Below are 15,471 nucleotides of genomic sequence, written 5' to 3' on the forward strand. Positions count from 1 at the left end.
CATGACTTGGATTATTCAAGGAGTATTAAGTTTCATCATTGCCATCTCATTTGCCATTATTTTTAATGCACCGAGGAAAAAGCTCGTGGCATGTGGAGTTGTTGGTATGAGTGGATGGCTCATTTTTAGTGTTTTTACATTGGTTTCAGGGGATTCCGTTCAAGCATCATTTGCAGGTGCATTTATGGTGGCGCTGGCAGCTCATATTTTGTCCAAACGATTTAGAATGCCCATGATCATTTTTAGTGTACCAGGAATCATTTTATTAGTTCCAGGTGGTCTGGCCTTTAATGCGATGCGAAATATTGTTGAAAATGACTATTTAACGGCCATTGGATTTGCTTCCAAAGCATTCATGACATCGGGAGCCATCGCCATGGGCTTGGTATTTGCTGAAGTTTTGATGCAATTGATTTTTAGATATTTACGTAAAAGAAAGACGGCTACTCACATAACATGAGGAGTCGTCTTTCTTTTGAATTTATCGTGATAGCTTTTATGTTTCTTATAGTTTTTCAATTTCACTGGCTGGCACAGGATAGCTAACATAGAACCCTTGAATGGCGTTACAACCAAGCTTGGTTAACAATTCGTATTGCTCTTTAGTTTCTACGCCTTCAGCTAATACGCGTATGTCCATCGATTTACCAAATTGAATCATCCCATGTACAAGTTTTTGCAGTTTTTCTTGTTTTAAAATACCAGAGATAAAGGATTGGTCAATTTTGAGCTCGGAAATCGGTAACAACTGCATGTAACGGAATGAAGCATAGCCTGTCCCAAAATCATCGAGAACAAATACGATCCCATCCTCTTGGAGTTGTAACATTTGACGAATAATCGATTGTTCAGACTCTGCTTCTAAGGCAAATTTTTCTGTAATTTCAATTTGCAATAAGTGTGCAGGGCAGTCGAATTTCTCTAACGTTTGACGAATCTTCTTCACCATGTTCTTATCTCGAAACTCGCGAATAGAGGAGTTTACACTGACTTTCATAGGCATGCCATTTTTTGACCAATGAGCTGCTTGTTCACAAGCTTTTTCAAGCATAAAGGTGCCGATATCATGAATCATTCCGGTTTCTTCTGCAATCGGAATTAGTTCATTTGGTGTTATCGTTCCAAGAATCGCGTCTTCCCAGCGTACCAAAGCTTCTACAGCATCTATTTTACCAGTGGATAAATCAATTTGAGGTTGATACATAACTGATAAATCTTTATGATGTAGTGCTTCAATTAATCGTTTTTCGATCATGGCTTTTTTACTTAAAGCCACATGATTTGCCTTCGAAAGACTGATGATGTTGCCGCCGCCTTCTTGTTTAACCTTATGAATCGTTGCACTCGAAGCTTTCATCAAATGTGAAAAAGTCAATTGATCCTCAGGATATCGCGTAATACCACCACTAATGGAAATTGGAATGGCTTTATTACGAATATAAATAGGGTGTTGTTTCAAATAACTTAAAAATCCTTGGATAAACCAATCGCTAAGAGGAGTTAATACGACGAATTCATCTTCTCCGACTCGTGCGATATCACTGTCTTGAAAATACATTTTCAATCTCATAGCAAACTCCAGCAATAATGTCGTTTCAGATTCTTCATCATGCATGTCTTTTAATGTATAAAACTTATCAATATCTAAAAATATGAATGAAAAATGACGTTTTTCTACAATAAGGCCAGATACGATATTTTCAAGGCGATGGCGATTCATTAGCCCAGTTTCTGGATCAACATAAGCAATTTGCTCAAGATGCATTTGTAGTCGTTTCTTTTCAGTAATGTCTTTTTCTAAAATAGCAAAATATAAAGGCTCATCATTCGTTGCTAGAATTGGAATGGCGGTCATATCAACCCAATACGTTTCACCGTCTTTGGTCAGTTTTTCGACTGATCCTTGCCATACGCGATTACTTTTTAATGCATACCAAATTTGGTTGACCAATTGCTCTGCAGAGTCTTCAGGGAAAAGTTGCCAGAATGACTTGCCAATTACACGTTTTGGCGTCCATTTACTTGATTTTAAAAATAATGGGTTTGCATATGTAACTAAGCCATCTATATCTAAATTGGTCACCATAAACGTTTCATCTAAGCCCATCTTAAAGCTTTCTAACTCTTGCTCTATGTTTGTTTGATTTATCTTCTGTAAATTATCGACCTCAAACACAAACATTACATACTGTTCATGACCGATTGACATGGAATTTAAAACTGCCGATGCGTGTATCGATTGTCCTTGTTTTGATTGAAGAATAAAATTTTCAAATCGAATCGACTCTTCACTTTGAAGCACTCGATTCCAAGTAGATGGATGAATGGCTGAACGTTCTTCGCTGTTAAAAGGAAAGAATTTACCAATGATTTCATCTGCTGGATAGCCAAATGTTCTCTCAGCCTCTTCACTCCACCAAAGCACCGTGGCGTCCTTAGCAGTCAGCATCATTGGGAAAGGGACATGATTTTTTACACTGTTGCCAATCTCCAATTGTTGTTGCATACCTTTCATTTCGCAGGACCCCTTGTTTATAATCTATCTTCCATTATAGAGAGTTCTTAACATCAAGTCACCTAAATAAATATGTTTATTCAGAAAAATACAGGGGATGGCGAAAAGTTGAATTAAATGGAAATGAATGGGTGATTTTGCTTGAAACCCAAATATTCGTAAATTGGACATTGAATTACCTGTAATCAAGCGTAAGATACAAGGTAAGTAGTTGAGAGTAGGTGAGTACATGTTTAGAACAAAAGGAATCATGTTAATCGTGTCCGGTGCCATGCTTTGGGGATCCACTGGTCCATTAATAGAATGGATTTTATCAAACTCTAGTTTAACTGTCCCATTTATGTTAACTATCCGACTCCTTGTTGCTGGCCTAGGTTTGCTAGCTTTCTTGAAAATACAAGGAACATCATTAAAGCCTATATGGCGTCAATCGTATTGGTTCAAGCGACTAATTATCTTCGCACTATTTGGCATGCTGGGAGTTCAATATTCATTTGTTGCTGCAATCGAAGCAAGCGATGCAGTGGTGGCCACATTGCTCCAGTTTTTAGCGCCTATTTTTGTGGTGATTTTTGTGTCTTGGGGCTTGAAAAAATGGCCACCTAAGTACCAAGTGTTTGGCATTGTGGGTACGCTGTTCGGCTTGTTCTTGCTATTAACAAACGGATCTTTCACTAATCTATTGTTGAGTCCAGAGGCGCTTGCATGGGGTATTGCTGTCGGTTTTAGTTTTGCATTTTATACATTGTACCCAGGAACTCTTATGAAAGAGTGGGGTGTACTGTTAGTGGTTGGTTGGTCCATGCTAATAGGTGGTGTTGTGCTAGGAACCATAAGTCGAGTCTGGCAATCAGACGAATGGTCGTTACTATTAGACTGGAAGTTATCTTCTTTATTATTAACCGTCATCGTCATTGGTACAGTAGCATTTATCTTATTCTTAAGCAGTATGAAATACATAAGTGCGATTGAAACGAGTATTTTATCAAGCATGGAGCCACTAACCGCGATGGTGATTTCAGTAATTTGGTTGCAACAAGTGCTAGGCAAATGGCAACTAGTAGGCGCTCTCGTGATGCTAGTATGCGTGACCTGGTTATCCGTTGCAGGAGAAAAGAAACCTAAAGAAAATAAAACGTGAGACACCTATTCTTATGAATATAGGTGTCTTTTTGAAGATTAATAATTTCCTTTTTTATACTTTTACAACTAAAACGTAGATTTTTACAACTAAAATGTCCAAAATTACAACTAAAGGTGCAAATTTTACAACTAAGGTACCCAAAATTACAACTAAAGCCAAGAAAGCTCTAACCAAAATAGAAAATCTCAGCAGAACGAATGATACCTTTAACGCTCTCGTTGTGGCATAATAGTGAACAATCAGATTATTAATTCGTTTAACGAAGAAGTTTCAGGAGGACATCACGTGAAAACCGTATTTTCTTATGTCAAACCCTATAAATGGCCGATTGCAATCGCTCTTATCCTTATGCTAATAGAGCTTTCTGTCGAACTTATTCAACCACTCATCATCGCTAAAATCATTGACGATGGCATCATGAAAGACGACGTGTCAGTTATTTGGACATGGGGAGGGGTCATGATGCTTATGGCCATCATTGCATTCTTGTCCGGTGCAACGAACTCTTTCTTTGCTTCACATGCTTCACAAAGCTTTGGTTTTGATGTAAGGACAGCTTTGTTTAAACAAGTGCAACAATTTACAGTTGCTACGTTTACGAAATTTCCAACAGCTGGTTTGATCACACGACTGACAAGCGATGTAACAATGGTTCAAAACGTACTCTTTATGAGTTTACGCATCATGTTACGCGCGCCACTACTTGTTATTGGTAGTATCATCATGGCCTTTATCGTCAATGCATATCTCGCTATGTTCTTGGTCATTGGTGCTCCGTTCCTCATCTTTTTCTTATATTACATGGTTAAAAAAGGCGTTAGTTATTTTGCATTAGTTCAAGTTCGACTTGATCGTGTAAACCGTGTGCTACAAGAAAACTTGCAAGCAGTACGGTTAGTCAAAGCTTATTTACGCGGCACGTTTGAGTCGTCGCGTTTTGAAAAAGTATCAAATCTGTTGAAAATGGATACAGTGAAAGCCTTGCGCGTAATGGAAATCATTTTGCCATTATTATTACTAGTCATGAATATTAGTTTGCTTGCCGTATTATGGTTTGGAGCATCTGAAATCAAATCAAACAATGCTCAAATTGGGGAGTTAGTGGCAATTGTCAATTACGCCATGCGCATGACAGGAGCTTTCTCGATGTTCGCCTTTATCATTATGGCGTTTGCACGAGCAAAAGCTTCTGCTGAACGTATGGAAGAAGTGTTACTGGTCAATGAAGGACTTGAACGAGATGAAGAGACAGGTAAGATGCTTGGTACAACTGAAGGAGAAATAAGCTTCCACAATGTTACGTTTTCGTATCCGAATACACTTGAACCAGTACTGAAGAATATTTCGTTTGCCGTTAAGTCAGGAGAAAAACTAGCCATCATGGGGGCTACAGGTGCAGGGAAATCAACCTTATTGCAACTCATCCCGCGCTTCTTTGAAGCAACTACAGGCTTAGTGAAAGTAGATGGGAAAGACGTAAATAAGTGGTCATTAGATCAGTTAAGGCAAGCCATTGGGCTCGTCCCCCAACAATCACTGTTGTTTACAGGTAGTATTTATCAAAACTTAGCATGGGGCAAAATCGAGGCATCAATTGAAGAATTACAACATGCTGCTAAACAAGCACAAATTCATACTTCTATTGAACAGTTTGCGAAAGGGTATGACACGCGAGTTGGACAAAAAGGTGTCAATTTATCTGGAGGTCAAAAACAGCGTCTATCTATCGCTCGTGCATTGGTTCGAAAACCGGAAATTTTATTGCTTGATGATAGTACAAGTGCGTTAGATGTGAAGACCGAAGCAGCACTTTGGGAAGCTTTAGATAAAGAACAAGCTACGATGCTCGTTGTAACGCAAAAGATTCGTACAGCAAAAGGTGCAGACCGGGTGTTGTTATTAGACAATGGTCAAATTGCAGCTTATGGCTCGCATGAAGAATTACTCGAAACTTCCGATTTATATCGTCAAATTGCAGAGTCACAACAAGAACAGGAGGTGCCTGCACATGCGACAGATTCCATTTAAACCCTTTGGCTACGAGCCTGTTTTGACCAAAGAAGATATTACTCCTGTGAAAAAGAAAAAAGGGGAACGGGCGGGAGATTGGCAAGGTGTGTTAAAACGCATTTGGCACCTCGTGGATGAGCAACGCGCTCTGTTAGTCACCGTACTTCTACTAGTCTTTGTCAGTTCAACTCTGGCACTGATTGGACCATTTTTACTCGGTAAAATAATTGACAATTACATTGTGCCTGGAGAATTTGCAGGATTACAATCGATGATCGTTTGGTTAATCGGCATTTATTTCTTCTTATCATTGTCCATGTTTTTGCAAAACTATTGGATGATTGGCATCGCACAACAAACCATTTACAGAATGCGTACTAATTTATTCGCTCATTTTCAAAAGTTATCCGTATCCTTTTTCTATAAACGACAACATGGCGAATTGATGAGCCGCGTAACAAACGATATTGAAAATGTCAGTGCCACGTTAAATAGTTCATTTATCCAAGTGTTCTCTAGTGTTTTAACGTTAACTGGGACCGTCATTGTCATGCTTATGCTAAGCCCTCTGCTAACACTTTTGACCATGACCATCATTCCTGTGATGTTTTACTCCATACGTTGGATTACAAGAAGGACAGGGAAACTCTTTAAAGAACAGCAACAAGCAGTTGGGGATTTAAACGGAATGATTGAAGAAACGATTTCAGGTCAACGAATCGTCAAAGCTTTTTCTCAAGAAGATCGTGTAACGGATGAGTTTATTGAGAAAAGTGAACGTTTACGTAGAACAGGATTTTGGGCGTTAACATACTCAGGATTCATCCCGAAAGTCATGAATATGTTAAATAACGCGAGCTTTGCGATTGTTGCAGGCGTTGGTGGTTTGCTAGCCTTGAATGGTCAAGTGACAATCGGAACCATCGTCATCTTCTCGGAGTATGCGCGTCAATTCACACGTCCATTGAACGATTTAGCCAACCAATTTAACACTGTATTATCTGCAATTGCTGGAGCAGAACGCGTTTTCTCGATTATGGATGAAGAGGTTGAAAAAGATGAAGCAACTTCAAATTTGAACACCGTATTAAAAGGCAAAGTTGAATTTGACAAAGTATCCTTTAAATACGAACAGTCCGATGATGACCATACCATTCGGAATGTTAGCTTCACCTTGAAACCAGGAGAAACCGCTGCACTAGTTGGAGCAACGGGAGCAGGGAAGACTACGATTATGCAATTGCTTGCCCGTTTTTACGAAACCAATGAAGGACAAATTCGGATTGATGATATACCTATTCACGAATTACCACGCCAAACGTTACGCAGTCAAATTGCTTTTGTTTTGCAAGATCCATTTTTATTTGAAGCTACTGTAAATGAAAACATTCGATACGGTAGATTAAATGCGACGGACGAAGAAATTATGGAAGCAGCCAAACAAGCGAACGCCCATGACTTCATTGAAAAATTGCCTGAAGGCTACGACACGGTCTTAACTGCAGACGGTGGGGAAATCAGTCAAGGACAAAAACAGTTGCTATCAATCGCCCGTGCTCTTGTTGCTGACCCAGTGATTTTACTGTTAGACGAAGCAACAAGCAGCATCGATACGGTGACAGAAATGAAGATTCAAGAAGCACTAGAACGGTTAATGAAAGGACGCACGAGCTTTGTTATAGCCCATCGATTAAATACGGTCAGACAAGCAGACGTCGTTTATGTCATGGACCAAGGACAATTGATGGAATCGGGCAGCCAACCAGAACTCATTGCTCAAAAAGGATTGTATTACCATATGTTGAACGAAGCAAATGTATAAAAAGAAGCTGAACCTCAGTTAACGAGGCTCAGCTTCTTTTAGTTTGGAAGTGGTGTAGTTGGAGTTTTACGCTTCTTAGGCGAGAACCCTCCAAGTAATAATTTACCGTGTGGAACTAGTTTTTGAATGATAATTGACGCAACGATAGGAATGATTAAGCCGAATATCGTAAATCCAATGATACCGTATTGGAAGTAATCATTTAACACAACATCTGTGAAGATGTGTAGATACATGATGGAGATAGAATGTTTTTCAATTCTTTGTAACCATTTCAATGACATTCGAGATGCAATCAATTGAAACACCCCAACAAACACGAGAGTAAAGGATAGTGGAATTAATAAATCCAATACTAGGTGATCATAACGTAAGAATTTCATACTTAAATGATAATCAATGACGTTGAACCAATCAAGTGAAAAAGCTGAAACGCTACCAATGATTCCTGCGATTAACCAAGGTCTCGTGACATTCATCCATATATTTTTCATATAATATCCGAAAGCAAAATAGACAACCGCCATCAAAGCCACGTCTATGTTCCAAATCATCGGAATGGTTTGGGAAGCTTCATCAGGTGCGCCTCCAATAACGCGCATCGCAAACAAACTTTCTAGATGAGCAATTAAATAAAAGACAGTTAATATGCCTATTTGTTTTATACGATTGAAATACTTGGTCATCCAAATAAAGAACAAGTAGGTAAAGAACAACGTCGTGACGAACCAGAATACACCGTATGCACCTCGTGCAAAACGACCACCGATGACAAGTGTCCATATATCATTTAAGTACCATGAGACATCCATATTCCCTGAACCAATTTCCATACCGTAACGAATCACGGTAATTGTTACAAGGAAAAATAAGTATGGTACGATTAATTGCATAAAGCGTTTGTGAATTGCTTGTTTTGTAATCCCTTTTTCTAAAATTGGTTTAAAGAACATTCCGCTCAATATGAAAAAGGCAGGCATGTGGAACCAATAAATATATTTCGCAAGAGGGAAATCAAGTTGCCCAGGGTAGTGGCCGATAACGACAAGAATCATTAAGAATCCTTTCGTGACATCCACCCAAGATAAACGTTTCTTCTCCATGATTTAGCTCCTCCAATTAATCTAACTGTCGTTAGTATATAACCGTTGTGTAGGGGAAATAAACAGTTGTTACCAAAATGAAACACAATAGACACAGCAATGAAAGAAAGGTGGCAATACTTGTGGACATTACCATATTGACCGTTTCGTTCCCTTTAGACGTTGAAACATCAAGTGAAATACAGGCATTAGTTAGAAACAATGAAGTACTAGAAGAGATTAATTATCACCAAGTTTTAAATCTTCCTGTTATAACAGATCCATTATTAAAAGGTTTCGCGGTGCTTGCCTACGCTGGAGATGATGTAGTGGGAGTCATTACGGCCATTGATATGATTGGTATTCATTCATATGAATGGAGCGCTCTAGTGCATGTTGATTTCCGGAGACAAGGACTCGGACATGCGTTAATCCAAGAATTACAACGAAACTTAGAGATACGTGGATGCGAAAGTGAACTCGCTCTTACGGTCAAAGAATCACCTGCAGGAGCTGCTTTCTTACAAAAAGAAGGATACGAATGGAACTTCTCCGAAGCTACTTTAAAAGCACAAGAGAAAACGGTCAAAGTGGATGTTGCTATAGATATTGTTCCATTTACTTCGGAGAGACAAGACTTGACACAAATTTTAATGAGCACTTTTGGTGATACCGAAGATGAGGTACACACAATGCTAGAGTTTAATGTATCGAGTCCCTCTAGACATGTCTTTATAGCGAAAAAGCAACAGCAAGTTGTCGGTACTGTTACGGCTGTGGAAGAAGGCACCACATTGTGGATTACAGCATTAGCGACAGACCCCTTGCATCAAGGTCAAGGCATAGGTTCCGCGCTACTGGCATTCGTCCGAGAAGAAGGTGCCAGAAGAGAAAGTGAAGCGGTCATGCTAGATGTCGAAATAGATAATGACAAAGCATTGTCCGTTTATGAAAAAGCAGGATTTAAAGCAATTTCACAAGTTGATTATTACGTTAAAACACCCGAAACCATTTGATGGTTTCGGGTGTTTTTTCTAAGTCATTAAAGGAAGTTGCTTTTGCTGTCTTTCTGGTGAGGATTGCTGTCCATCTGCAAGCGAATGGTCGGAAAACTTCAGTGAGTGGTCGAAAAGGGCGTGTGAGTGGTCAAAAACATCACTTAAGTGATCGGAAATTCAAGTTGAATGGTCGAAAACCTACATCGAGTGGTCGGAAAACAGAAACTCCTTTTAACCAATTAGCCTTCTCCAAGCGAATGATCGAAAAAGTTACGCGAGTGGACAGAAACTCACAATGGGTGGACAGAACACCACCCCCAGACAAATCCCAATGCCATAAAGCCTAATTCAACAAGGCATCATCAATTCGCAGCAACAAAGGGTGGTAATGGATCAGACAATGTTGTCCAATCGCTATTCATTTCTTCGTTTGTTAGTAGACATTCGTCAAGTTGAGCCTCTATCTCATCGCGGTCCATATCGAGTCCAATCCACACCATTTCAGTTTGACGATCTCCGTGTACATCATCCCATCTTGCTGCAATGGTTTCGTCTTCAGCCATAACTTGACGCTGTTCAGCTTTTGAAAGAGCAGCTATCCAATAACCAGCACCTTGGAATTGTAGAGAATTGCCCGCTTGTGATAAAAGGCCAGCCATTTTATTTCGTGTTGCCAACCAGAAGAACCCTTTAGAACGAATAATTTCTTGAGGGAATTCACTTAGCCATGCATTCCAACGCTCGGGATGGAACGGACGTTTACGTCTATAGACAAAAGAGCTAATGCCATATTCATCCGTTTCCGGAACATGCTCTTCATTCAATTCCTTTATCCATCCTGCTGACTGGCTTGCTTGTTCGAAATCAAATAAGTTTTGATTCAATATCTCTGAAGGGGGGACCACACCTTTGTTGATGGGAATTATAATCGCATCAGGATTCATTTTTCGAAGAAATCCTTTAAAAGCTTCTATAAATTCAGCTGTTACTAAATCTGTTTTGCTAACTAAAAGAATGTTGGCGAATTCAATTTGATCGATTAATAAATCAGACACGTCCCGCACATCATGCTCATCATCGGTTTGCTTCCGCTCAAACAGAGATTCGCCACTTTCGTAATCAGTCCAGAATCGGAACGCATCAACCACTGTGACCATCGCATCCAAACGACAATATTGGGATAGATCTATACCAATTTCTTCATCAATATATGTAAATGTTTGTGCAACAGGAATCGGTTCAGAGATACCTGTTGATTCAATGACAATATAATCAATATCTCCTTGCTTTGCTAACTTCTCAACCTCAATCATTAAGTCTTCGCGCAAGGTGCAGCAAATGCATCCATTTGTAAGCTCTACTAATTTTTCTTCAGTGCGAGAGAATCCACCATCTTGTATTAGTTGTGAATCAATATTAATTTCGCTCATATCGTTGACGATAACCGCGATTTTCTTACCTTCTTTATTAGCGAGTAAGTGATTTAAAACAGTTGTCTTACCAGCGCCAAGATAGCCACTTAAAACTGTAACGGGAATTTGAGTTTGCATATGTTCGCTCCTTCGTAATTTAATGTAAATAGTAATCATTACGATTTAAAGAATACATGGATTAAACGAAACATGCAAGAGAAAACAAAAAACGTTTCTCCTCAGTGGAAGAAACGTTAATTGATTTAGCGTGATTATGATGATAAGTTGATGTCTTTTTCAAGAGGATTGGTGTCCTCCTCCAGGCGAATGGTCGGAAACCCATAGTTAGTGGTCGGAAACAAAAAAACGTTCCTCCGTAGGGGAGCAACGTTAATCATTCAATAAAAAATACTCACGTGTCGGTGCAATTAAGTGCAATTCGTGCATCGGTCTTGTCATGGCTACATACAACAACTTGCGATCAATAGAATGTTGACGGAAAGGGATGTCAATCGCAACGATTAATACCGCATCAAACTCCAATCCTTTTGCTAAATGACTAGGAACTATTAGTAGCTTCTCCTGATCAATATCTGAATGATCACTAAGCAATTGAATCGGAAGAAAATCTTCGAGTTGTGAAGCGATTGATTTTGCTTCAGTGGTAGTCTTGCAAATAAGTGCAATGGAATGGTGGCCACGACTGCGTATTTCCTGCAGCAATGTAACGATTCGTTGACCATCAATAGTGGTCATTTCATAAAATTGTGGGTCAATTCCATGGCGAACAACTGGTTCAACTAAAGGTAAATCTTCATCCATTTGCAGTAAAATGCTGTTAGCCATATCCATAATTTCAATGGTCGTTCGATAACTTTTTTGTAGCGTTTTATATGTAGCTCTTGGAAATAATTCAACGACTGGATCCCACGAAGTAAGGGCTCGGTAACTGTGAATTCCTTGTGCTAAGTCACCAACCATCGTGAACATATCCGTCTCTAAGCCTTCTTTTAATGCGTAAAGTTGAAAAATGCTATAGTCTTGCACTTCGTCAATAAAAACCACACGCATTTTCCATTCGTCTGGTATGCCCTTTAACCGAGCATGCATGTAATAAAGAGGTGCTAGATCTTCTATTTCCCATGTTTCAATTGAATTGGTTTTATGGAAAGAAAGTCTTTGTTCGTTAGTCCACTGCAGAGTATGGTCGTTAATTAAGTTTTCATCCGTTACAAAGTCGCGATACATCTTCTTAATGTTCGCTTTCTTAAAGCGTTTCAAGTAAGCAGAAGCTGTTGTTTTCGATTCTCTTTCTATTAAAGGAATCCTGCGGTCACGCTCATCAATAAACTTCGTAACTTCCGATTTTCGTTTTGCCGCATCTCGAATGCCAAATAACGCTTGATCTAGAGCTTCATCGAACTTTTTATTTAACATTAACAAAATTTCTTTTTTCTTTTGACGCACATGAGATTGTAAAATCACTTTGATACGATCTAATCGTTTTTCAATCGGCATGTATGCAAAGTCATGAAGAAATAGTTTTTTTAATCGAGCACCGTGCATAATGCGATATTTTTCAATGTAAATATCTTCGAACTGATCGGCAACCGACTTCTCATATTGTTCGAGGTAGGCATCTATTAATTCTTTATAAAAAAGAGAGCCTTTCATTCGCGATTGCCACAACATCATTTCGTCTGGCGCATCTTGTTCGGTTAAAGCAGCTAACTTCAAGTTCGAATCTGTTAGCTTTAATTTAATGTTAGTTGCTTGTAAGACGTATTCAGCATAAGTGGTTTGACAAATCTTGCTTACCCCGAGTTCTGGTAAAACATCCGCTATATAGTCCATAAATAATTTAGATGGCGCTAAAATCATCAATTTCTCAGCAGGGAAATGTTCACCCATGGTATAGAGGAAATAAGAAATTCGGTGAAGAGCGATCGTTGTTTTTCCACTACCTGCTGCACCTTGCACAAGAATTGGTTGTTTTAAATGAGCACGAATAATTTCATTTTGCTCAGCTTGAATGGTCGACACAATTTCAGTTAAGCGAACATCCGCTTTTCCGGAAAGAGCTTCTTGAAGGAGCTCATCATTGGTCGTTAAATCAATGTCGCGAACGGATTGTAACTCACCTTTTTCAATGGTATATTGACGCTTTGAAAACAGATGACCAGTAAAGGTGTCTTCTCGAACATCATATTCAATGTCCCCGAGCCGCCCATCGTAATACACATTGGCAACGGGGGAGCGCCAATCCACAATAATTGGCTCTTGCGTTTCTCTATGGAATAAAGACGTCTTTCCGATGTACAGCATCTCACTGTCTTCACCGTCTTTTTGGAAATGAATGCGCGCAAAATAAGGTTTTTGCTGAATGGCTTCTAATCCCTCTTTTTGAGAGCGAGCCATTTCGAAAAACCGGGCGTTTGTTAAAATGTTCATATAGCTTAAACTGGAATCTAAATAATCGAGATCGGCCATGGCGTGACGAATATTTTCTTGAGCGGATTTTACATCGCGCTTGGATTCGTCTAGTAACTGTTGCATATATTTTTTGGTGTAGGTCAGGCGCTCGTGCTCTTGCTCAAAATCAGGATGTTTCTGTGTCATACAGTCCTCCGATATGAAGAATTTTGCGTCCTGCAAATGATGAATTGAAGATGTTGGGGCTTGAAAACAGAATAGAATCGTAACATAGTTTAATATCGATAAGCAATAAGAATTTTCGCAAAATTCAAGTAGTATATTAAAGTGGTAGATCTCGTGTCATAATACAGGTAGCCGAGTTGAGTGAAAGTAGAGAATTAAGGGGATTTTATGATGGACAAACAATCATTAGACAACGGACAAAACCGCGCAGCACAAGGGGAAGCGGGATTACATACAAATTTCAAAGAAGAAATGACGTACGGGGAATACCTACATTTAGATAAATTATTAACAGCACAAGATAGTTTAAGCGGCCACCACGATGAAACATTATTCATCATCATCCACCAAGTTTCTGAGTTGTGGATGAAACTCATCTTGCACGAACTCCGCGCAGCGATTACTAATATAGAAAATGATGATTTACAACCAGCGTTTAAACAACTGGCACGTGTATCGAAGATTCAAACTCAAATTATTCAAGGTTGGGATGTATTATCCACTTTAACTCCTGCCGAATATATGGAGTTCCGTTCTTCACTTGGAAATGCTAGTGGTTTCCAATCGTATCAATATCGCATGATCGAGTTTGCACTTGGCTACAAAACGAAGCATGTTTTGAAAATTTACGAAAAAGACGAAGATTTACTGAACACGCTAACGAAAGCTTTCCATGAACCAGGATTATACGATGCAGCGATTCGCAAGCTAGCCCGAGCAGGACTACCAATCGATGAAGGTATTCTGACACGTGATGTATCCACTCCTTATGAGCCGAATGCTAGTGTCTTAGCAGCATGGACGACTGTCTACCGTGATGTAGATACTTACTGGGAGCTGTATCAATTAGCAGAAAAACTCGTAGACATTGAAGATTGGCTTCAACAATGGCGTTTCCGTCATATGAAAACAGTTGAAAGAATTATTGGCTTTAAACAGGGGACTGGCGGATCATCAGGCGTCAATTACTTGAAAAAAGTGCTAGATCAATATTTCTTCCCAGAACTATGGACATTGCGCACAGAAATTTAAGGAGGTCTAGATATGAAAATATATGCCCATCGCGGTGCGTCCGGTACGCATCCTGAAAATACACTTGCAGCCTTTGAAGAAGCTTCTCGTCTTGCTATTCACGGCGTTGAGTTCGACGTACATGTATCAAAAGATGGCGAGTTAGTTGTCATTCACGATGAAAGAATTGATCGCACGTCGAACGGAGTGGGCTATGTCAAAGACTTAACACTAGCTGAATTACGTGCTTACGATTATGGAAGTTGGTTTAATGAAGACTTTGCAGGGGAATCAATTCCGACTTTAGAAGAAGTCTTAAAGACCTTTCAACACACGACACATCATGTGAATATTGAGTTGAAATCAGACGTCTTTCCCTATGAAGAAATGGGAGAGAAAGTTCTATATTTGGTCGAGAAAATGGGGATGGCTGATCGAGTGGTAATCTCGTCATTTGATCATGAAGCCATTCGGAATTTTAAACGATCGGCTCCTCATATCGAAGTGGCTATATTAACCATGGAAGTACTCGTGGATGCATACGATTATGCGCGTGTTATTCCAGCGGATGCCCTTCATATATACTTGCCAACAGCGATGCGCAAAATGACAAAAGATGCATTACTTAAAGGAGCAATCATACGCGTCTTTACCGTTAATGATGAGGACAATGCACTTGCCTTGGAACAAATAGGTGTGCATGCAATATTCACTGATTTCCCTAAAAGAATGAAGCAGTTGTTTGATTTAAAACAGGCATAGGAAGGGAGAAAGGAAGAAGTGGATATTCCTTTCTGTCCATTCGCTTGGAGCTGGACA

The 15,471-nt window shown here is 39.4% G+C and carries 11 protein-coding genes; 7 read left to right on the top strand and 4 right to left on the bottom strand.

Annotation, left to right across the window (positions count from 1 at the left end; translation table 11 throughout):
* Position 1: 1 nt before the first annotated feature.
* Positions 2-460 (top strand): threonine/serine exporter family protein, encoded by a 459-nt coding sequence (locus ACFPYN_RS16700; protein ID WP_377735718.1) that lies wholly within the window; start codon positions 2-4, stop codon positions 458-460.
* Between the two features lie 45 nt (positions 461-505).
* Here ACFPYN_RS16700 and ACFPYN_RS16705 read toward each other — a convergent pair whose 3' ends face one another.
* Complete coding sequence (locus tag ACFPYN_RS16705) at positions 506-2,515, bottom strand: sensor domain-containing protein (RefSeq protein ID WP_377735720.1); 2,010 nt, start codon at positions 2,513-2,515, stop codon at positions 506-508.
* Positions 2,516-2,744: 229 nt separating this feature from the next.
* On the opposite strand from ACFPYN_RS16705, the gene ACFPYN_RS16710 reads away from it, so the two are divergent.
* The 3 genes from ACFPYN_RS16710 (at position 2,745) to ACFPYN_RS16720 (ending at position 7,491) form a co-directional block, all read left to right on the top strand.
* On the top strand, positions 2,745-3,656 hold the full coding sequence (locus ACFPYN_RS16710; RefSeq protein ID WP_377735722.1) for a DMT family transporter: 912 nt from the start codon (positions 2,745-2,747) through the stop codon (positions 3,654-3,656).
* Between the two features lie 288 nt (positions 3,657-3,944).
* Entirely contained in the window at positions 3,945-5,687 is a 1,743-nt protein-coding gene (locus tag ACFPYN_RS16715) for an ABC transporter ATP-binding protein (protein WP_377735723.1), read from the top strand.
* Entirely contained in the window at positions 5,668-7,491 is a 1,824-nt protein-coding gene (locus tag ACFPYN_RS16720; RefSeq protein WP_377735724.1) for an ABC transporter ATP-binding protein, read from the top strand. Before ACFPYN_RS16715 ends, ACFPYN_RS16720 begins: the two co-directional genes overlap by 20 nt.
* Positions 7,492-7,529: 38 nt before the next feature.
* On the opposite strand, the gene ACFPYN_RS16725 is transcribed toward ACFPYN_RS16720, so the two are convergent.
* The gene (locus ACFPYN_RS16725) at positions 7,530-8,594 is read right to left on the bottom strand and encodes an acyltransferase family protein (RefSeq protein WP_377735725.1); all 1,065 of its coding nucleotides are present in this window, start codon (positions 8,592-8,594) and stop codon (positions 7,530-7,532) included.
* A 122-nt stretch (positions 8,595-8,716) separates the two neighbouring features.
* Here ACFPYN_RS16725 and ACFPYN_RS16730 point away from each other — a divergent pair, with 122 nt between their 5' ends.
* Positions 8,717-9,589 (top strand): GNAT family N-acetyltransferase, encoded by an 873-nt coding sequence (locus ACFPYN_RS16730; protein ID WP_377735726.1) that lies wholly within the window; start codon positions 8,717-8,719, stop codon positions 9,587-9,589.
* A gap of 344 nt (positions 9,590-9,933) precedes the next feature.
* Here the strand turns inward: ACFPYN_RS16730 and ACFPYN_RS16735 are convergent, their stop codons facing one another.
* On the bottom strand, positions 9,934-11,121 hold the full coding sequence (locus ACFPYN_RS16735; protein ID WP_377735727.1) for a GTP-binding protein: 1,188 nt from the start codon (positions 11,119-11,121) through the stop codon (positions 9,934-9,936).
* A 252-nt stretch (positions 11,122-11,373) separates the two neighbouring features.
* The gene (gene helD / locus ACFPYN_RS16740; protein ID WP_377735728.1) at positions 11,374-13,602 is read right to left on the bottom strand and encodes an RNA polymerase recycling motor HelD; all 2,229 of its coding nucleotides are present in this window, start codon (positions 13,600-13,602) and stop codon (positions 11,374-11,376) included.
* A gap of 210 nt (positions 13,603-13,812) precedes the next feature.
* Here helD and kynA point away from each other — a divergent pair, with 210 nt between their 5' ends.
* Both kynA and ACFPYN_RS16750 read left to right on the top strand, forming a co-directional pair.
* Positions 13,813-14,673 carry a tryptophan 2,3-dioxygenase gene (gene kynA, locus ACFPYN_RS16745; protein ID WP_377735729.1) on the top strand — a complete coding sequence of 287 codons (861 nt, stop codon included), beginning with the start codon at positions 13,813-13,815 and terminating at the stop codon, positions 14,671-14,673.
* Positions 14,674-14,685: 12 nt separating this feature from the next.
* A complete protein-coding gene (locus tag ACFPYN_RS16750; RefSeq protein WP_377735731.1) occupies positions 14,686-15,414 on the top strand; it encodes a glycerophosphodiester phosphodiesterase in 729 nt (242 codons plus the stop codon).
* The last annotated feature ends 57 nt before the right edge of the window (positions 15,415-15,471 follow it).

The organism is Paenisporosarcina macmurdoensis, from assembly GCF_042658845.1.
GTDB classification, from domain to species: domain Bacteria; phylum Bacillota; class Bacilli; order Bacillales_A; family Planococcaceae; genus Paenisporosarcina; species Paenisporosarcina macmurdoensis.

Coding starts and splice junctions, on each gene's coding strand:
- ACFPYN_RS16700 (WP_377735718.1), top strand. CDS start 2: ATGACTTGGATTATTCAAGGAGTATTAAGTTTCATCATTGCCATCTCA.
- ACFPYN_RS16705 (WP_377735720.1), bottom strand. CDS start 2,515: ATGAAAGGTATGCAACAACAATTGGAGATTGGCAACAGTGTAAAAAAT.
- ACFPYN_RS16710 (WP_377735722.1), top strand. CDS start 2,745: ATGTTTAGAACAAAAGGAATCATGTTAATCGTGTCCGGTGCCATGCTT.
- ACFPYN_RS16720 (WP_377735724.1), top strand. CDS start 5,668: ATGCGACAGATTCCATTTAAACCCTTTGGCTACGAGCCTGTTTTGACC.
- ACFPYN_RS16725 (WP_377735725.1), bottom strand. CDS start 8,594: ATGGAGAAGAAACGTTTATCTTGGGTGGATGTCACGAAAGGATTCTTA.
- ACFPYN_RS16735 (WP_377735727.1), bottom strand. CDS start 11,121: ATGCAAACTCAAATTCCCGTTACAGTTTTAAGTGGCTATCTTGGCGCT.
- helD (WP_377735728.1), bottom strand. CDS start 13,602: ATGACACAGAAACATCCTGATTTTGAGCAAGAGCACGAGCGCCTGACC.
- kynA (WP_377735729.1), top strand. CDS start 13,813: ATGGACAAACAATCATTAGACAACGGACAAAACCGCGCAGCACAAGGG.
- ACFPYN_RS16750 (WP_377735731.1), top strand. CDS start 14,686: ATGAAAATATATGCCCATCGCGGTGCGTCCGGTACGCATCCTGAAAAT.